Below are 18,872 nucleotides of genomic sequence, written 5' to 3'. Positions count from 1 at the left end.
AACAGGGACGCGCGTATGGCCCGGGGATAGGCAGGCTGCCGGCGGCCATGCCGGACGGCTGGATTTGGTTCCCTGCAGCGCTATGCTTTGCCTGTTCCCATGTTGAATTCCACGGGTGAGCGCTGCCGTCATGAATGCCTCACTGCACCACGGCCTGCTGTTCGATCTCGACGGCGTGCTCTATCAGGGCGAGACGCCCGTCACGGGCGCCGTCGAAACCCTCGCCTGGGTACGCGAGCAGGGCATCCCGCACCTGTTTCTCACCAACACCACCTCGCGCCCGCGTTCGGCGCTGGTGGACAAGCTGGGGCGCATGGGCATCGACATCGGCTCCGACAGGCTGCTCACCCCGCCGGTGGCGGCCGTACGCTGGCTGGACACGTATGTTCAGGGACCGGTCGCACTGTTCGTGCCCGAGGCGACCCGGGCGGAATTCGAGTCACTGGACCTCGCCGCGGAGGATGCGGAGAAGGTGGCGGCGGTGGTGGTCGGCGATCTCGGCGAGGGCTGGGACTACGCCACTCTGAATCGCGCCTTCCGGCTGCTGATGCACAAGCCGCAGCCGCGCCTGGTCGCTCTGGGCATGACCCGTTACTGGCAGGCGGCCGACGGCCTGCGGCTGGATGCCGGCGCCTTCGTCGCCGCCCTCAGCCATGCCTCGGGCGTCGCGCCGATCGTGCTGGGCAAACCGGCCACGCCCTTCTTCCACACCGCCTGTGAAATACTCGGTATCGAACCGGCGGCGGGCGTGATGATCGGCGACGACATCCGCGGCGACGTCGAGGGAGCGCAGCAGGCCGGCCTGGCTGCCATCCAGGTGCGCACCGGCAAGTTCCGGCCCGCGGATCTGGAGCAGGGGGTCACGCCGGATACGGTACTGGATTCCGTCGCCGATCTGCCCGCATGGTGGGCACAACGGTGAGCCCGGCCTGGGACCCTTTACTCGGAGGACGGCTGCCGGGCGATGCCCAGATCATCCAGGATGACATACAGCGCCGGCAGCGCTATCAGGATCAGCACGGTGGAGACCAGCAACCCGAACACCACGGCGATCACCAGCGGGATGATGGCGGTGGCCTGGGTGCTGGTCTCGGTCAGCAGCGGCAGCAGACCGGCGATGGTGGTCGAGGAGGTGATGAAGATGGCGCGGGTGCGCTCGCGGCTGGCCTGGCCGGCGGCGGCCCGGACCTCCATGCCCTCGGCGCGGTACTGCTTGATGAACAGCACCAGCAGGATGGCGTTGTTGACCACGATCCCGGCCAGCGAGGCCGCGCCGACCAGCGAGGGCATGGACAGGTTGTAGCCCATCAGCACATGGCCCCAGATCGCGCCCATGAAGGCCAGCGGGATGGATAACATGACAATGAGCGGCTCGATGTAGCTGCGGAACTGAAACGACAGGATCAGAAAGATCCCGAGCAGGCCGAGCAACAGGCCGCGGGCGATGGACTGGCCGGTTTCGCTCGAGCGCGCGGTCTGGCCCTCGATGCCGACTTCCACGCCGGGATGCCGGGCGAGCAGGTCCGGCAGCCAGTGCTCGCTCAGGTCGGTGACGATGGCATCGGCATTGGCCCGGCGGCCGTCCACGTCGGCGCTGACCGTCACCGCGCGCCGGCCGTCGATGCGGGTGATCTGGGCCCAGTCGCGGGCCGTACGGATCTCGACCACCTCCTCCAGCGGCACGGCGTTGCCCTCCCCGTCCAGGATCACCTCGTCACGCAGGAAATCCAGCGTGGTGCGCTCCGCGCCGCTCTGGCGCACCAGGATCTCGATGTGCTGATCGCCGATCTGGACCGTGTCGACGATCTCGCCCAGGATGCCGGTGCGCAGCTGCCCGGCCACGTCGGCCGCGGTCAGCCCCAGCGGCAGCGCCCCTTCGGCCAGCACCAGCCGGCGCTGCGGCTTGCCGGGACGCAGGTCATCGAGCACATTGGACACACCGCTGTAACCGGCCAGCTTCACGGCCAGTTCGTCGGCGGCCTGCTTGAGCCGGTCGAGGTCCTCGCCATAGAGCCGCAGCTCGATGGGAATGCCGGCCGGCCCGAAGCCCGGCTCCTGGATCACCAGGCTGATCAGGCCGGGGATGTCACCGATGGCCTCGCGCCAGCGCCGGTTCAGGGTATCCAGATCGGTGCCGCGCGCCTCGGCGCTCAGCAGATCCAGCATCACGGTGGCGACATGCGGCCCGGTCTCGCCGGCACTGGGGTTGTGACTGAAACGGGTCTGCACGGCCCGGATCAGCGCGGCGCCGTCCGGCTGCTGCGGCGACAGCTCCGCGTTCAGGGCCGCGGTCGCGGCCGTCACCCGCTCGACCACCGCCTCGGTGCGCGCCAGCGGCGTGCCCTGAGGCATGAGGATGCGGGCCTCGAGCACATCGCCGTCGATCTCCGGCATGGCCTCCATCTTCACATACCCCCCGGCGATGAAGCCGGCCGAGCCCAGCAGCACGGCCAGCATGGCGGCCAGCACGGCATAACGATACTTTACACTGCCATCAGCCAGCCGGCCGACCCGCTCGCGAAAGCGCTCGAAGACGGCGGTGAAGCGTGCCCGCAGGCGCGAATCATGCCCCGCGGCCAGGGCGGCCACTCCGGCCTTGAGGTGATGCGGCAGGATCCAGAAGGCCTCGACCAGGCTGGCCACCAGGGCGGCGATCAGCACCACCGGCAGCACCTCCAGCACCGAGCCGAGCTCGCCGGCGAGAAAGGACAGCGGCACAAACACCGCGGCGGTGGTGAGAAAGGAGGACAGCACCCCCGGCAGCACCTCCCGCGCGCCCGCGACCACGGCCTCCAGCGGACTGCTGCCTGCGCCGGCGTGGCGGGCGATGTTGTCGGTAATGACCACGGCGTCATCCATGACGATGCCGATGGCCATCAGCAGCCCGACCAGGGTGATCATGTTCAGCGACAGGCCGGAGAGCGCCATCACCGCGAAGGCGCCGGCGAAGGCCGCCGGCAGTCCGAACAGCGCCCACAGCGCCAGCCGCGGGCGGAAGAACAGGCTCAGCACCAGCCCCACCAGCACCAGGCCGAGGAGGCCGTTCTCCACCAGCATCTGCAGCCGGTCGCGCACGATGGAGGTCATGTCCTGGGTCAGGGTCAGGTGCACGCCTTCCCCCTGCCGGACACGCTCGTCGGCGACGAATGCACGCAGCCGGTCCATGACATCCAGCGCATCGGCATGCCGGGCCTTGTGCACTTCCAGCACCAGGGCGCGCTCGCCATTGAAACGGACCTGTTCCTCGGCCCGCTCGTAGGTCTCGGTGATGGTGGCGATCTCGCCCAGGCGCAGCTCGCCGCCGGCGGGCCCGGCGATCACCACCAGCTCGGCCAGCTCGCGCGGCCGCCGGCGCTGGTCGACGAAGCGCAGCTGGATATCGCGCGCTTCGGTTTCCAGAGTACCCAGTGGCAGATCCACATTCTGCCGGCGCACGACGCGGGCGATGTCCTCCACGCCCAGCCCGTACTGGCGCAGCCGGTCGCGCCCGACCTCGATCTGCCACTGGCGCTGGGACAGGCCGCGGGTAACCACATCCACCACGTCCGGCAGCGCCAGCAGCCGGTCCTCCAGCTGGCCGGCGTAGGTCTCCAGGTCCGGCAGGCGCATGTCGCCGGCCACGGCCAGGGCGGCGACCAGGTCGGTGCGGTAGAGCTCGCGGATGATCGGCGTCTCGACCTCCGCGGGCAGGTCGGTCAGGGCCTCGATCTCGGTGCGGATGTCATCGAGGAAGCGGCCCATATTTCCGCGCGGGTCCATTGTGCCAGGGCCTCGGCCAGGTTGTCGCGGGCGGTGCAGCGGAATTCGTCCATGAACTCCACCCGCGCCAGCGCCTCGCCCAGGCGCTGGCAGATGGCCTCCTCCACATCGGCGGCGGCCGCGCCGCGGTACTCCATCTGGATGCTGACCTCGGGCGGCAGGTAATCGGGGAAGGTCTCGCGGGTCAGGGTGGGGGCGGCCAGTACCCCGACGGCCAGGATCAGGATCAGCAGCAGGTTGGCCGCCGTGGGGTGGCCGGCGAACCAGCGGATCACGGCGCCGCCCCGGCGGCACGTTCGGCCAGCGCCCGCTGCGCCTCGGGATCGGGCACGACCCGCAGCCGCATGCCCTCGATGGCCGGCGCCAGATCATCGAGGATGACACGTTCGCCCGGCTCCAGGCCGGCGGCGATGACCGCCAGGTCACGCTGGCTGAGCAGCAGTTCGACCGGGCGGCGGCGCAACCGGTCATCGGCATCGGCGACATGGACCTCGCCCTGGTGCACCGCCGCCAGCGGCACCAGGATGCGCGGTTCGGCGGCCGGCACGGCCATGACCGCTTCCACGTACATGCCGCGCACCAGCGGCGGCTGTTGCGGCGGCCGGGCGCTGCGCCAGGGATCGGCCACGCTCAGCACCAGCTGCACGGTGCGGGTGCGGGGATCGATGCCGCTGGCGATGCGGCTGACCCGGGCCGGCCAGCGCACCTGCGGGTTGGCGCTCAGGTGCAGGACTGCCTCTATGGACTCCAGATTGAGCCGGCCGGCCAGTTCCAGTCCGACCGGGTCCGCCGGCAGCTCCGCGGCACCCAGCAGCTGGCGCAGCTGCGGAATGGGCACCTGCACCACCACTTCGGCGGTCTCGATGCCGTCGGCGACGAACAGCAGCTCGCCGCTGCGCACCTGCTGATGCAGCTCGACCTCAGTCTGGTGCACGCGGATGTCATAGGGGGCGGTGAAGCGGGTGTCGGCCAGGTCCTCCCGCGCCTGCTCAAGCGCGGTCCGGGCCCCGTCCCGACGGGCGCGCAGGTGGTCGAGCTGACTCGGGATCAGCCGCAGCCGGTTGTCCAGCGACTGTACGGCCTGGCGCTGCTGCAGCGTGGCCCGGACCTGTTCGTCACGCCGGGTCTGCGACAGGGCGCCGGTCCGGGCCAGCCGCTCGACCCGGTCCAGCTCCTGCTCGGCCAGTGTCAGACGCTGGCGTTCCAGCGCCAGCAGGTCCGCGGTGTTTTCCTTTTCCTGCTCCAGCTGGCGGATCTCGGTTTCAATCCCGGCCAGCTCCGCCTCGGCCGCGGCGACGGCCAGTTCAAAGCGGGTGGGATCGATCTCCAGCACCCGGGTGCCGGCCTCGATCAGATTGCCGCTCTCCAGCGCCGGATGGCGGTAGACGATCCGTCCGCCGACACTGGCCACGGCGCGCCAGCTGCGTTCCGGTGTGACGCTGCCGAAGCCGCGCGCCCGGACCCGGTAGGGCAGCGCCTCGGCCTCGATCACCCGCACCGTGCGCAGCGCATCGTCGCGCGGCTGCTGCGCCGGCGGCGGTTTCAGACTCACCATCAGGACGATGAAGGCCAGACCGACGACCAGCGCACCGGTCACCAGCAGTATTCTTTTGAACCGGGCCGGGCGGCTCATGCCTCCCGCTCCACGATGCCGTTGCGGAAGATGCGGAACACGCCCGGGGCGGCATGCACCGCCGCCTGCATGTCGCCCGCGACCAGCGACTGCACCACCAGGCCCTGAACCGCCCCCAGGTACAGCACCGCGGCCGCGGCCGGGTCCAGGTCGGCACGCACCCGGCCCTGTTCCATCCCTGCCCGCAGCAGGCGCTGGACCCGCTCCCGGTACTCGCCCATGGCCCACTCGATGAGCTTGCGGGCACGGGAGCCGGCGGGCTTCTGCAGCTCACCCAGCATCAGGCGTGGCACCCCGGGATGGTGGGCAATGAAGTCGATGTGGGCCAGAAACATGGCCTCCAGGCCGGCCAGGGGGTCGGGCGCCTCATCGGCAACCGCAGCCACCCGCTGCGTCAGCTGCCCGGCCACCCAGCCCGCCACGGCCTCCCACAGGGCATCCTTGTTGGGGAAATGGCGAAACAGCGCACCCTCGCTCAGCCGCATGCGCCGGGCGATGCGGGCAGTGGTCAGGCCGGCGGGATTCTCCGTGGCGGACAACTCCACCACCGCTGCCACCGCCCGGTCGCGGCGCTGCTCCGCCGTTTGATATTGCCGTGTCTCGCTCATGGGGCCATTTGAAAGTGAATACTCACTTTTAGTTTAGACACCAATCCCCCGGGGCGCAAACACCGGGTGTAAACTCCGGCCGGGACGACCCGGGCCCACCTGTCTATCCGTTATCCCGGCGGAGACAAACAGCCAGAAACCCGCCCCAGGGCAGCCCCCCCGGAAGCAATGCCTCGGCCAGCCGCGCCGGCAATCCCCCGCCGGGCAGGAAGATCGCCGTGCGGTGACGCTGATACACTGGTAGCGGCTCAAGCATGGCCAGCCACTGCCGCACCTCCCGCCAGTCGTCCCAGCGGGCGCCGCGGTAACTCCCGCGGCCATGCTTGCCACGGTACAACAGACTGCGGCGGTTGAGCAGACCCAGCACCAGGCCGCGCCGGCTCACCCGCCACAGTTCCTGCAATGCCCGCGCCGGTTCCGGCACGAAGCACAGGCTGGTCACCGCGGCGATGTAGTCGAAGCTGGCATCGGGGAAGGGTAAGGCGCGGGCATCGGCCCGGACATAATCCAGATCAAGGCCGGCGGAATGCGTGCGTGCATAGGCCAGCATGGCCGGATCCGGATCCACGCCGGTCACACTCAGCCCGGCCTGCGCGAAACGGCGGCTGAAATGGCCGGTGCCGCAGCCCGCATCCAGCAGGCTGGCGCCGGGTTGCGGACGCAGCAGCCGCAGCAGCAGCGCGGCCTCGCGTCCGGCAATCCAGCGCCCGCGCGGGGTGTGGTACCAGGCTTCGTACTCAGCCGGGTCGAGTTTCATTCCCGCTCGGACAGGAAACCCTCGACGGCATCGGCGACGTCGTACCAGTAGAGATCGCGGAACATGTGGTCGGCGCCTTCGATCACCGCCAGGCTGACAGCATCCGCCTCGGCCAGCGGCGCCATGGCCTCTTCCACACCCGGCACCACATCATCCTCTGTCCCGGCAATGACCAGCACCGGCGCTTCGATCTTCGGCACCAGGTATGCCGTATCACGACGCGGATCGGGATCGTAGTAGCTGATGAAAGCGCCGGCACTGACCGTGGTGTTCTCGCAGTAGATGAAGTCCACACCTTCCATCAGGGCGTCGCTCTTGTCGGCCTCGACCAGGCCCCGGGCCCGGTCGAGCAGCGGCTGCAGATCGACGCCATAGCGTTCCTTGTATTCCTTGCGGGCATAATCCTCGCTCCACAGCGCCGGCGCGATCAGCACCACGGCATCCACACCGCTCATGTCGCGCTCGGCCGCATACCAGGCCGTCTGGTTGCCGCCGCGCGAATGCCCCAGCAGGGTGACCTCGCCCGCGCCCTGCTCGCGCAGCCAGTCCAGCCAGACCCCGATCTCGTCCAGGGCATCGGTGTGCCTGTGGGTATGTGGCTGCTGGCAGTCGTACATGCCGTGACGGTCGTCCACACCCAGGCCCAGATTGATGGCCAGGGTGTTGTAGCCGTATTCCCTGAACACGTTCTGCAGCCCGCGCATGATGCCCATGCGCGCATGGGCCAGGGTGCCGTGGGTCATCAGGATCACGCCGTCGGCCAGTTCACTGCCGGGTGCGAGTTCCAGCTCGGCATTGAGCGTCAGGCCGTCGTGTTCCAGTTTGACTTCCTCGGCCTGCGCCGGGCTCAATGCCAGCGCGATCAGGCCCAGGATGGCGGTACGCCAGAGGGTGCGGATTCTCATCATCGACTCCTTGTTCGGTCTATCCAGGTGTATAAATTCGTGTCAGGAGCAGGATGGGTGAAGGCCCTTGCACCGTAACCCATCACATACCGGCCGCGATGGGGTGCGCTTCGTCCCACCCATCCTGCGACGCCCCCTTTGTGTGAAAGAGCATCAGAAACGGGCCGTGCGGTACTCATTACAGGGTAGACGCAGCAGCCCGGGAAATCAGTCCCGCGCGGAAAGCCCCGCATGCGCATTCAGCAATACTTCCGCCGCCCGGTCGATATCCCCGTCAGCCGTGAACCGCCCCACGGACAGCCGCACCGCGCCCCGGGCCTGTTCGGCTGTGCATCCCATCGCCGCCAGGACGCCGCTGACCGCGTCGCTGTCCGCGTGGCAGGCCGAGCCGACCGAGGCCGCAATACTGTCCGCCACCGCATCCAGCAGGGCACGACCGGTGACCTCCGGGAAGGACAGGTTGAGGGTGTTGGACAGGCGCTGGTCGGGATGGCCGTTGAGCCGCAGCCCCGGAATGACTGCCTGCAGCCGGGCGTGCAGACGGTCGCGCAGGCCCCGCAGGCGCTGGGCCTCCGCAGTCAGACCCGCCGCGGCCAGGCGCGCCGCCGCGCCCAGGGCGACGATGTGGGGGACATTCTCGGTGCCCGGGCGCAGGCCCTGCTCCTGGCCGCCGCCGACCAGCAGCGGCTCGATGGGCGTGCCGGGCCGCACGTACAGCGCGCCCACACCCTTGGGTGCATAGAACTTGTGCCCGGCGAGGGTCAGCAGGTCCACGCCGAGCTCGTCGACCTTCACCGGGATCTTGCCCACCGCCTGGGCGGCATCCGTATGCAGCAGGATGCCGCGCGGCCGGGTCATTTCTGCCAGTTCGGCGACAGGCTGCAGGGTACCGACCTCGTTGTTGGCCAGCATCACCGACACCAGCACCGTGTCGGGACGCAGGGCCGCCTCCAGCGCCTGCGGATCGACCTGACCGTACTCATCCACCGGCAGGACCGTGACCGCCCAGCCGTCGGCGCGCAGCCGCTCGGCCGGTCCGATCACCGAAGGGTGCTCCACAGCGGAGATGATCAGGTGCCGGCCCCGCCCGCGCAGGGCCCGGGCCACGCCACGCAGGGCCAGGTTGTTGGCCTCGGTGGCGCAGCCGGTGAAATACAGGCTCCCGGGCGGAGCGCCGATCAGGCCAGCGATCTCTTCCCCTGGCCCCGGCCACCGCCTGTGCCGCCCGCCGGCCGTAGGCATGATCGGAGGACGGGTTGCCGAAATGCTCGCGCAGATACGCCAGCATGGCCTCGACCACGGCCGGGTCGATCGGCGTGGTGGCGTTGTAATCCAGATAGATAGGTTCACTCACAGGGCCTGCTCCAGATCGGCGATCAGATCCTGTGTATCCTCCAGCCCCACCGAAAGCCGGATCATGCTGCCGCTGATACCGCGGCGGGTGCGCTCGGCCTCGCTCAGGCCGTGATGGGTGGTGGTGACCGGCTGGGTGACCAGGTTTCCACCCCGCCCAGGCTGGGGGCGATGGCGAACAACCCGAGGCGGTCCACCACCGCCGTGGTGGCGGCGGTATCGGCATCGAGTTCGAGGGTGAGCATGCCGCCGAAGCCGGACATCTGGCGGGCGGCGAGTGCATGCCCGGGAAAGTCGGGCAGCCCGGGATACAGCACGCGGCGGACCCGCGGGTGGCCTGCCATGGCCTCGGCGATGCGCTGGGCGCTTGCGTTCTGCTGACGCACCCGCACCACCAGGGTGCGCAAGCTGCGGGCGAGCAGATTGCAGGTCTCCGGTGCCGGCATGGTGCCGAGGTTCTTGCGCCAGCCCCAGACCGGCTCCAGCAGCGCCTGCGGCCCCATCAGGGCGCCGGCGGTCAGGTCGCTGTGCCCGCCCAGGTACTTGGTCGCGCTGTGCACCACGAAATCCGCCCCCAGGGCCAGCGGCTGCTGATTGACCGGCGAGGCGAAGGTGTTGTCTACCGCCAGCCGGGCACCGTGGGCATGCGCCTTCTCCGCCAGGGCGGCGATGTCGAAGACCTCCAGCACCGGGTTGGTGGGGGTCTCCAGAAACACCATCCCGAAGCCCACGGCGAGAAGATGGTCGAGGCGGTCCAGTTCACCACCCAGCACGAACGCAGTGCGGATGCCGAGCTGGGGCAGCTGTTCGGCCAGCAGCTCCAGGGTGCCGCCATAGGCATCGCCGAGGCAGATCACCCCCTCGCGGCCGTGGGCAAGAAACAGCGCGGCCTCCGCCCCCATGCCGGAACTGAAGGCCAGGGCCGCCTCCGCCCCCTCCAGGCTGGCCAGTTTCGCTTCCAGGCTGCGGATGGTGGGATTGAGCCCGTAACGGGTATACAGGCTGCCTTCCCTGCGCCCTTCCACCACGTCGAGCAGGGCGGCGGTGTCGGGGAATTTGAAGGTGGTCGTGGTATAGACAGGTGTGTGCGGGCTGCCGTTGGGGTCGTCCAGCTCACCGGCATGAACGCAGCGGGTCGACAAGCCGGCATCGTCTTTCTTCATCAACTCCACTCCTGCATGCAGGTTTCCAACGTTGACTCCAGGACCGCTTCCAACCGCGCCGCCTCGGGATGCGTGTCTGCAAGCGTCCTGCCGATGTCCTGTGGCGAGAGCAGCACCCCGTCCTCCGGTATCACCACCTCGCCGTCGATGAGCATGGCCGGCGCCTGCAGCTCCGGCTGCTGCGGCAGACCATCGAACCTTTCGTGGCATTGCGCCTGGGCGTGTTCCGTCAGGGCCTCGGCATAGGCCCGGTACAGCCGGCAGCGGCCGCCGGGCGGGTCCTTCAGTAACAGGGTGATCTCCATCGCCAACCTCCGGTCTGGTGCAGTGCAAGGATAGCACCGGGCGGGTTCCGCCGATGCCGTATCAGAATATCTGGTTGGCCAGGATGTAGCTGGCCACCAGTATCAGGAAGACAGCAAAGCCGCGCTTGAGCGCAGCGCCCGAGAGACGGCTGGCGAAGCGGGTCCCCACCACGCTGCCGGCGATGGCCACCGCGGTAAACACCGCCATCAGCGGGTAATCGATGGGCACGTCCCCCACATAGCCGGCAAAGCCGCCATAGGACTTGATCGCCACGATCGCCAGCGAGGTGCCGATGGCCTGCTTCATGGGCAGACCTGAGAGCAGCACCAGGGCGGGGACGATGAGAAAACCGCCGCCCACGCCGACCATGCCGGTCAGCAGGCCGACCACGATTCCGTGGCCGGCGATATGCACCATGCAGCGCCCCGAACTGCACACCTCGTCCTGCACCGCGACAGCGGCTGCACCGACCGAGCGATGCGGCCGCGCGGGCCTGAGCATGCGCCAGGCCGCGGCGTACATCACCAGGGCGAACAGGGTGAGCTGAATCACGACCGGTGTGATCACGCCCAGCCGGGCACCGGCATAGGTGCCGAAGATCCCGAACAGGCCGAACACGGCAGTCACCTTGAGATTAACATTGCCCTTGTGCCAGTGCTGAAGCGCGGTCAGGGTGGCGGTGATGGCCACGATGCCCAGACTCATGGCGATGGCCGATTTGGGTTCGACATGCAACAGATACAGCAGGGCGGGTGTGGTGACGATGGAGCCGCCGCTGCCGAAGATACCGAGCACGATGCCGGTGGCGAGGCCGGCGAGTATGGCTGCAAGACTCATTGGCGTTTCCTCTTCGATTTAAAAGACCAGCTGCCCGGAGGACGGCCGCCAACCTCGCTACACAATTATTCAATTGATTTATTGAATACTAGATCATGCCTGGCCAGTGATTTCAAGCGGCATCTCCAACCACCCACGATTATTTTAATAACATAATGAAATTATTCGATTAATCATGGCCGCCGCAGGCCAGTGACAGGGCCGCCGCAACCGCCGGCCTTTGGCCAGGAACGGAAAGAGAGCAGGGGAAATCCGAAAGGACAGTTCGGCCACGCAGCCGCGCGAAGCCGGGTGGCTGGTGACATTCAATCGTTCAGCGGGCTGCGAGGCCGGGCTCGGAAAGGGAAGGTGGCAATCAGCCGGCCCGGACAGCCCTGCCCGGCGACGGGCAGGAAACCGTCGCCCAGCGCCGCGCCAGGACCATTGGCCTGAATGTTTCAGAGAAGGGAAATGGTGGCTACGCCCTGATTCGAACAGGGGACCCCATCATTATGAGTGATGTGCTCTAACCAGCTGAGCTACGTAGCCGTATTCGGGAAGAGGCGGAATTCTAGGGGTTCGGGGGGCGGATGTCCACTCCCGGACCGCCCCCGGCAGGTTCAGACATTGAAGCGGAAGTGCATCACGTCACCGTCGTGGACCACGTATTCCTTGCCCTCCAGGCGCAGCTTGCCGGCCTCCTTGGCGCCCTGCTCGCCATTGCAGGCGATGAAGTCGTCGTAGGCAGTGACCTCGGCGCGGATGAAACCCTTCTCGAAGTCAGTGTGAATGGCGGCGGCGGCCCGGGGGGCGGTGTCGCCCACGCGGATGGTCCAGGCACGCACCTCCTTGGGCCCGACGGTGAAATAGGTCTGCAGCCCCAGCAGCCGGTAGGCGGCGCGGATGACCCGGTTCAGGCCCGGCTCGTCCTGGCCCAGTTCCTCCAGGAAGACGGCCCGCTCGTCCTCGTCCAGGGCGACCAGTTCGGCCTCGATGGCGGCGCACACCGGCACCACCTCGGCGCCTTCGTTTGCGGCCAGCTCGCGCACGGCCTCCAGATGCGGGTTATTGTCGAAGCCGTCCTCGGCCACGTTGGCGATGTAGAGGGTGGGCTTGATGGTGAGCAGATGCAGGTCGTGCAGCTGCTTGCGTTCGTCCGCGGACAGCTCCAGCGAGCGCACCGGGTGGCCGGCATCCAGATGGGTCTTGACCTTCTCCAGCACGGCCAGTCTGGCCCGCGCGTCCTTGTCGCCGCTCTTGGCCACCTTGGCGGTGCGCGTGAGCGCCTTGTCCACGCTTTCCATGTCGGCCAGCGCCAGCTCGGTGTTGATGATGTCGATATCATCCAGCGGATGGATGCGCCCGGCCACGTGGATGACGTTCTCGTCCTCAAAGCAGCGCACCACATGGGCGATGGCGTCGGTCTCGCGGATGTTGGCCAGGAACTTGTTGCCCAGCCCCTCGCCCTTCGAGGCGCCGGCCACCAGACCCGCGATGTCGACGAATTCCACCGTGGCCGGCAGCACCTGCTGCGGCTTGACGATCGCGGCCAGCCGGTCGAGCCGGGGGTCGGGCACCGGCACCACGCCCACATTGGGATCGATGGTGCAGAAGGGATAGTTCTCGGCCTGGATCCCGGCCTGGGTAAGGGCATTGAACAGGGTGGACTTGCCGACATTGGGCAGGCCCACGATACCGCATTGGATTCCCATAATTTGCCCTGTTGACTGATCAGCTGTTGATGGCAGTGTCGCCGTTGCGTTCCGGTCGGCGATGCAGTGCGTTCATGGCCGCCTCATGATCGCCGCGCACGATGGCCGGCACCTGCAGCAGGGCGGACTCGATGGCGGCGTCGATGGCGATGCGGTCCTCGGCGCTGGGTCTGTTCAGCACATAGTTGACCACGTCGTCGCGGTGACCGGGGTGGCCGATGCCCACCCGCAGCCGCAGGAACTCCTTGCTGCCCAGCGCACTGGTAATGTCGCGCAGGCCGTTGTGTCCGCCGTGGCCACCGCCGCGCTTGAGCCGTACCGTGCCCGGCTCCAGGTCCAGTTCGTCGTGCACCACCAGGATGGCCTCGGGGGGGATCTTGAAGAACCCGGCCAGGGCGGCCACCGACTGACCGCTGCGGTTCATGTAGGTGGTCGGCCTGAGCAGCCGGCAATCGACGTCATCGATATCGCAGCGCCCGGCCTCGCCGTGGAAGCGATTCTCCGGATTCAGCGTGCAATGGAAGCGCCGGGCCAGCCCGTCCAGAAACCAGAACCCGGCGTTATGCCGGGTCTGGTCGTACTTGGCACCGGGGTTTCCCAGCCCGACGATGAGGGCTACGGCGGACAAGCGCGTCTCTCCGTGGGCTCGGCTTCAGGCCTCGCCCTCACCCTCGCCCTCGGCGGCCTCGCCTTCGGCCGCTTCCTCCTCACCGCCGCCCTTGCGCGGATGGATGCTCACCACCGGCAGGTCGTGCTCCTCGCCCTTGAGCAGCTCGCTGGCCTGGGCACCGGCCGGCAGTTTCAGATCGGAGAGGTGGATGGTCTCGTTCAGGTCCAGGCCGGAGATATCGACCTCGATGTACTCGGGCAGGTCCTTCGCCTTGCAGGTGATGTCCACCTCGGTCAGCTCATGCGACAGCAGGCCGCTGGCCTTCAGCCCCGGCGAGGCCTCCTGGCCGATGATGTGCAGCGGGATCAGCATGTGGATGGTGTCCTCGCCGCTCACGCGCTGCAGGTCCACATGCACCAGGGTGGGCTTGTAGGGATGGCGCTGCAGGTCACGCAGCACGGCCGTGTGGGTCTGGCCGTCGACCTTGACCTTGAGGATGTGCGAATAGAAGGCCTCGTAGTCCAGGCTGTGCAGGACCTTGTCATGGTCCAGGGTCAGCGGCATGGGCGGCTCGCTGCCGCCGTAGAGAATCGCCGGCAGTCTGCCGGCCCGACGCAGGCGGCGGCTCGCACCTTTCCCCTTGTCGGAACGCAGCTCGGCGTCCAGATCGAATGAAATACTCATGTTGTTGCACTCCCGTTGCCGCCACCGGCGGCGTTGCGTTTGCTCCCCCGCGACCAGGGGAGGCCGTAACGGACAGGCCGGGCCTGTCCGGCGTCAGTCCATGAACAGCGAACTGACGGATTCTTCCTGACTGATGCGGCGCAGCGTCTCGCCCAGCATCTCGGCGATGCTGAGCTGACGGATACGCGAACACTTCTGCGCGTCGGGCCGCAGCGGGATGGTGTCGGTCACCACCAGCTCGTCGAGCAGCGAGCTTTCGATGTTCTTGATCGCCGCCCCGGACAGCACCGGATGGGTACAGTAGGCGGTCACCCGCGAGGCCCCGTGCTCCTTGAGCGCCCCGGCCGCCTTGCACAGGGTGCCGGCGGTATCGACCAGGTCGTCGATCAGCACGCAGTCGCGGCCCTCGACGTCACCGATGATATGCATCACCTGCGAGACGTTGGCCCGCGGGCGACGCTTGTCGATGATGGCCAGGTCCGCGTCGTCCAGGCGCTTGGCCAGGGCCCGGGCGCGCACCACGCCGCCGACGTCCGGTGAGACCACCATCAGGTCGGGATGCTTGTTGCGCCAGATGTCGCCGAGCAGGATCGGCGAGGCATATACATTGTCCACCGGGATGTCGAAGAATCCCTGGATCTGATCGGCGTGCAGATCGACCGTCACCACCCGGTCGGCGCCGACCTTGCAGATCATGTCGGCCACCACCTTGGCGGTGATCGGCACCCGCGCCGAGCGCGGCCGCCGGTCCTGGCGGGCGTAGCCGAAATAAGGCATCACCGTCGTGATCCGGCTGGCCGAGGAGCGGCGCAGCGCATCGACCATGACCAGCAGTTCCATCAGGTTGTCATTGGTCGGCTCGCAGGTCGGCTGCACAATGAAGACGTCCTTGCCGCGGACGTTCTCCATGATCTCGACCATCACCTCACCGTCGCTGAACCGGCCCACCACCGCCTTGCCCAGCGGCAGGCGCAGGTGGTTGACGATGTTCTGCGCCAGCTGTGGATTGGCATTGCCGGCGAAGACCATCATGCGACCGTCGACGTCGGGTACCATCCTGCCTCGTCTGTTGTCTGCAGCTACCATCCGGTTCATTGACTGGGCCGGTTAAAAAACGGCCAGCGGGTCGTGCCGCTGACCGGTGATGTGTTTGGCTGGGGCGGCAGGATTCGAACCTGCGCATGCTGATACCAAAAACCAGTGCCTTACCGCTTGGCTACGCCCCAATGTTCATGGGTAAAGCGACAACTACATCCGGCTCGCTTCCAGCGCGGCATGCAGCGGCGAGCGGTTGCAGCCCCGGGCGATGAACCCCTCCCAGCCGGCGGGCATGGCCTGCTGCGCGGCCAGGGCGGCGGCGCGGTCGTCAAAGGCGCCGAACACACAGGCGCCGGTGCCGGTCAGACGCGCCCGCGTCCGGCCGTTCAACCAGTCCAGCGCAGCGGCGATCTCGGGATGAAGCTGACGCACAATGGCCTCGCAATCATTGTGCGACCGGCCCGCGAGAAAGTCGGATATTGTGATTGGGCGGGAATCCCGTGTCAATTCCGGGTGGCGGAACACCTCGGCGGTGGCGACACTCACCGGCGGAACAATGACCAGGTACCAGGGCTCGGGAACCTCGACCGGCTCCAGCCGCTCGCCCACACCCTCGGCCCAGGCGGCCCGGCCGCGCACGAACACCGGCACATCGGCGCCCAGCTCCAGCCCCAGGGCGGCCAGGGCATCCTCGTCCAGGCCCGCCTCCCACAGCCGGTTGAGCACCACCAGGGTGGTGGCGGCATCCGAGCTGCCGCCGCCCAGCCCGCCGCCCAGCGGCAGCCGCTTGTCCAGACGGATCGCCACGCCCCGGCTTACCCCGGCCCGCTGCTGCAGCAGACGGGCGGCGCGCACGGTGAGATCCTGCGCCGGCGCCACGCCTGGCAGGGGGGTAAGCAAGCGCACATCAGGCACATCGATGAGGGTGAAATCCAGCCGGTCCCCATGGTCCAGGAACTGGAACAGGCTCTGCAGGGTATGATAGCCGTCCGGCCGGCGGCCGGTGATGTGCAGGAACAGATTGAGCTTCGCCGGTGCCGGCCAGCCGGACTCAGCCTTCATCGTCCGTCCCGACCGGCAGACGCCGCCACTGGTCGATGAGCAGCTTGACCCGCACCCCGCCGTTGGCCAGCTCGATCCGGCGCGGCAGCGCGCCCGCGGCGAAAAAATCCGTGTAGCGGATAATCCAGCCTGCCTGGTGCAGCTCGGCCAGCCGGCCCTGCCCGTCCCGGCGGCTGCGGGCGTCGAGGCCCGGCACCGGCCGGCCACGCACCCAGTGACGCAGCCCGCTCACCGGCAGCTGCCAGCCGGTCTCCTGGTACAGCAGGATGTCCGGGTCGCGGGCCTGACTGACGCGGCCGTCGGCGCGTTCCAGCACCACGCCGGCCGCGCTGCCGGTCAGCTCCAGCGCGCCCTGGCCCAGCGGGCCCTGCAGGCGGATGTAATAGGTGTCAGGCCGCTGCTCCCACAGCACGCCGGCATGCCAGCCCTCGTCTTCCAGCCGCAGGGCGATACGTCCTTCCAGGATCCAGGCATCCGCGGCCGGTACCGCTTCGGGCTCGCGGGTTGTCAGACCACTGCATCCTGTCAGCGCCAGCACCAGCACCAGCCCGCTGATCCGCAGCACGATTCCAGGCATCAGGGCTGGAGGAAGCGCTGCATGGTCCGCTCCAGAACCGGACTGTCGGCATCGGCCTCGCGGGCGGCCTCCCACACCCGGCGGGCCTCGTCCTGCCGGCCCTGCTGCCACAGAACCTCGCCCAGATGAGCGGCGATCTCACCGTCCCGGGCCTGCTCCAGCGCCCGGCGCAGGTATTGCTCGGCCTGCTCCAGGTTGCCGAGGCGGTACTGCACCCAGCCCATGCTGTCGAGAATCGCCGGATCCTCGGGCCGCAGGGCCAGGGCCTTTTCTATATAAATGAGGGCCTCGCGATAGCGGTCGGTCCGGTCGGCCAGGGTATAGCCGAGGGCGTTGAGAGCGGGGGCGTTGTCCGGCTCCAGCTCCAGCACCCGGCGCAGATCCTGCTCGGTCTGTTCCAGGCGGTCCAGCTTCTCGGCCAGCAGGGCACGGGCATAGAGCAGATCGGCGCTGTCGGGCATGTCCTCGAGTACCGAGTCATACAGGTCCATCGCCTGCCGGGCCTCGCCGGCCATGACCAGCAGCTCGCCCTCGACCACATAGAGCTGGACGGCAAGCTCCGGGTTGCGCACCCGCATGCCGTGCAGCTGACGTCGCGCCGCCTCCAGATCCCCCAACTGCGCCCGCAGTCGGGCCGAGCGCACCTGGGCATCCATCAGATATTCGCCCTCGCGCACCCGGTCGTACCAGTCGATCGCGGCCTCGGGCGCGTCACGCGCCTCGGCGATGCGGCCCAGGTAATAACGCGATTCCTGGTTGCGCCCGCCCAACTCCAGCAGGCGCTCGAAATGCTCCCTGGCGGCCTCGTAACGCTCCGCTTCCAATGCCAGCAGACCCAGGGAATAGACGGCATCACCGTGTTCCGGATTCTGCTCGACGATCCTTTCGAACTGCTGTTCGGCGGCCTGTAATTGGCGCGCATCCAGCAGCAGCCGGGCATAGGTCATGCGCAGCCCCGGCGCCTCGGGCTGGCGCTCGACCGCGGCGGCCAGTTCCTGCAGTGCCTGTTCCTGATCCCCCTTCTGCACCCGCAGCCGGGCCCGCTGGATCAGGGCCTCGGGCCAGTCGGGGCGCAGCGTCAGGGCCCGCTGCGCGGCGGCCAGCCCCACCTCCGGCTCGCCGGCGTGCTGGGCCAGACGGCTCAGTGCCAGGTGGGCATCAGGCAGGTCCGGGTGCTGTTGCGCCAGGCGCTGCATCAGCTGCAGGGCCGCCTGCCGGTCCTCGTCACGGGCCAGCAGACCCGTGACCGCGGTGAAGGCCTGGTCGCCGGCGCCCAGTTCGGTGATGATATGCTCCAGCTGGGTGAAGGCCTCGTCCTCGATGCCGACACGCAGCGCCAGCACTGCCAATGACTGGCGCGCATCCAGGCTGTCGGGATCCAGCTCCACCCAGCGCCGCGACGCCGCCAGGGCGGCCTGCTCATCCTTGGCGAAGGCGGCGATACGCAGGGCCCGTTCGGCCACGCGCGGATCGCGGCTGGCCTCGGCGGCCTGCAGGTAGTGTTCGACCGAGACGTCCAGGCGGTTGCGCTGACCGGCAATCTCGCCCAGCAGGATATCGAACAGGACCTCGCCGGAAAGCGCCTCGGCCGGCTTGGCGGCCGCTGGCGGGGCAGCGGTAACGAGTTGGCGTGGCGCCTCCGCTGCCTCCGGCGCGGCCGGTCCGGTCTCCGCCGGCAGGGCCACGCCCGGATTTTGCAGGTGCTGGCAGCCGCCCAGCAGCAGCGCGGCCAGCAGCCCGGCCAGGATCGGAATAGAAGTCTTCATGAAGGGTATTGTGCCAATGCGTGGTGAAAAGTTCAGTGTACGATGACTTGCGGCCCGATTTCTATCAACCCGCGATTCTGCCCGCCTTGTAATCCCCTGACACATCCCGCAGAATTTCCGGTT

General features: G+C 68.1%; 17 protein-coding genes, 2 tRNA genes and 1 pseudogene. 1 reads left to right on the top strand and 19 read right to left on the bottom strand.

The features are described 5' to 3' along the window. Positions 1-130: 130 nt before the first annotated feature. Positions 131-922, top strand: a complete 792-nt coding sequence (locus D6C00_RS10835) for a TIGR01458 family HAD-type hydrolase (RefSeq protein WP_125181737.1) — start codon at positions 131-133, stop codon at positions 920-922. 17 nt (positions 923-939) lie between these two features. On the opposite strand, the gene D6C00_RS10830 is transcribed toward D6C00_RS10835, so the two are convergent. The 19 genes and pseudogenes from D6C00_RS10830 to D6C00_RS10745 form a co-directional block, all read right to left on the bottom strand. Continuing rightward, the gene (locus tag D6C00_RS10830; RefSeq protein ID WP_206609552.1) at positions 940-3,741 is read right to left on the bottom strand and encodes an efflux RND transporter permease subunit; all 2,802 of its coding nucleotides are present in this window, start codon (positions 3,739-3,741) and stop codon (positions 940-942) included. Beyond that, complete coding sequence (locus tag D6C00_RS16370; protein ID WP_206609551.1) at positions 3,696-4,034, bottom strand: efflux RND transporter permease subunit; 339 nt, start codon at positions 4,032-4,034, stop codon at positions 3,696-3,698. Before D6C00_RS16370 ends, D6C00_RS10830 begins: the two co-directional genes overlap by 46 nt. Continuing rightward, complete coding sequence (locus tag D6C00_RS10825; protein ID WP_125181736.1) at positions 4,031-5,392, bottom strand: efflux RND transporter periplasmic adaptor subunit; 1,362 nt, start codon at positions 5,390-5,392, stop codon at positions 4,031-4,033. The genes D6C00_RS16370 and D6C00_RS10825 overlap by 4 nt, the downstream gene beginning before the upstream one ends. Beyond that, a complete protein-coding gene (locus tag D6C00_RS10820; RefSeq protein WP_125181735.1) occupies positions 5,389-6,000 on the bottom strand; it encodes a TetR/AcrR family transcriptional regulator in 612 nt (203 codons plus the stop codon). Before D6C00_RS10820 ends, D6C00_RS10825 begins: the two co-directional genes overlap by 4 nt. Before the next feature lie 103 nt (positions 6,001-6,103). Then, complete coding sequence (locus D6C00_RS10815) at positions 6,104-6,757, bottom strand: class I SAM-dependent methyltransferase (protein WP_125181734.1); 654 nt, start codon at positions 6,755-6,757, stop codon at positions 6,104-6,106. Continuing rightward, positions 6,754-7,662, bottom strand: a complete 909-nt coding sequence (locus tag D6C00_RS10810) for an alpha/beta hydrolase (RefSeq protein ID WP_158675394.1) — start codon at positions 7,660-7,662, stop codon at positions 6,754-6,756. Before D6C00_RS10810 ends, D6C00_RS10815 begins: the two co-directional genes overlap by 4 nt. A 207-nt stretch (positions 7,663-7,869) precedes the next feature. Further along, the gene (locus D6C00_RS10805; protein ID WP_206609550.1) at positions 7,870-8,904 is read right to left on the bottom strand and encodes a cysteine desulfurase family protein; all 1,035 of its coding nucleotides are present in this window, start codon (positions 8,902-8,904) and stop codon (positions 7,870-7,872) included. Positions 8,905-9,012: 108 nt separating this feature from the next. Then, positions 9,013-10,178, bottom strand: a pseudogene (locus D6C00_RS10800) (trans-sulfuration enzyme family protein). After that, a complete protein-coding gene (locus tag D6C00_RS10795) occupies positions 10,178-10,483 on the bottom strand; it encodes a hypothetical protein (RefSeq protein ID WP_125181732.1) in 306 nt (101 codons plus the stop codon). Before D6C00_RS10795 ends, D6C00_RS10800 begins: the two are co-directional and overlap by 1 nt. Positions 10,484-10,544: 61 nt before the next feature. Next, positions 10,545-11,321: a sulfite exporter TauE/SafE family protein gene (locus D6C00_RS10790; protein ID WP_125181731.1), complete on the bottom strand. Its 777-nt coding sequence runs from the start codon at positions 11,319-11,321 to the stop codon at positions 10,545-10,547. A 451-nt stretch (positions 11,322-11,772) separates the two neighbouring features. Next, positions 11,773-11,849: transfer RNA gene (locus D6C00_RS10785), tRNA-Met, on the bottom strand. Positions 11,850-11,920: 71 nt separating this feature from the next. Continuing rightward, positions 11,921-13,012 (bottom strand): redox-regulated ATPase YchF, encoded by a 1,092-nt coding sequence (gene ychF, locus D6C00_RS10780; protein ID WP_125181730.1) that lies wholly within the window; start codon positions 13,010-13,012, stop codon positions 11,921-11,923. 19 nt (positions 13,013-13,031) lie between these two features. Continuing rightward, a complete protein-coding gene (gene pth / locus D6C00_RS10775; RefSeq protein ID WP_125181729.1) occupies positions 13,032-13,640 on the bottom strand; it encodes an aminoacyl-tRNA hydrolase in 609 nt (202 codons plus the stop codon). A 24-nt stretch (positions 13,641-13,664) separates the two neighbouring features. Further along, positions 13,665-14,306: a 50S ribosomal protein L25/general stress protein Ctc gene (locus tag D6C00_RS10770; RefSeq protein WP_125181728.1), complete on the bottom strand. Its 642-nt coding sequence runs from the start codon at positions 14,304-14,306 to the stop codon at positions 13,665-13,667. Between the two features lie 93 nt (positions 14,307-14,399). Next, positions 14,400-15,338: a ribose-phosphate diphosphokinase gene (locus D6C00_RS10765; protein WP_125182441.1), complete on the bottom strand. Its 939-nt coding sequence runs from the start codon at positions 15,336-15,338 to the stop codon at positions 14,400-14,402. A gap of 119 nt (positions 15,339-15,457) precedes the next feature. Then, a tRNA-Gln gene (locus D6C00_RS10760) sits at positions 15,458-15,532 on the bottom strand. A 22-nt stretch (positions 15,533-15,554) separates the two neighbouring features. Then, positions 15,555-16,406 (bottom strand): 4-(cytidine 5'-diphospho)-2-C-methyl-D-erythritol kinase, encoded by an 852-nt coding sequence (gene ispE, locus D6C00_RS10755; RefSeq protein WP_125181727.1) that lies wholly within the window; start codon positions 16,404-16,406, stop codon positions 15,555-15,557. Next, on the bottom strand, positions 16,396-16,971 hold the full coding sequence (gene lolB, locus D6C00_RS10750; RefSeq protein WP_158675393.1) for a lipoprotein insertase outer membrane protein LolB: 576 nt from the start codon (positions 16,969-16,971) through the stop codon (positions 16,396-16,398). Before lolB ends, ispE begins: the two co-directional genes overlap by 11 nt. Positions 16,972-16,982: 11 nt before the next feature. Next, positions 16,983-18,749, bottom strand: a complete 1,767-nt coding sequence (locus tag D6C00_RS10745) for a tetratricopeptide repeat protein (protein WP_125181725.1) — start codon at positions 18,747-18,749, stop codon at positions 16,983-16,985. Positions 18,750-18,872 lie beyond the last annotated feature (123 nt).

Origin of the sequence: Thiohalobacter thiocyanaticus (assembly GCF_003932505.1) — a bacterium.
GTDB lineage: Bacteria > Pseudomonadota > Gammaproteobacteria > Thiohalobacterales > Thiohalobacteraceae > Thiohalobacter > Thiohalobacter thiocyanaticus.
The sequence above is the reverse complement of the archived record's forward strand: the minus strand, read 5'-3'. Positions and strand labels throughout refer to the sequence as shown.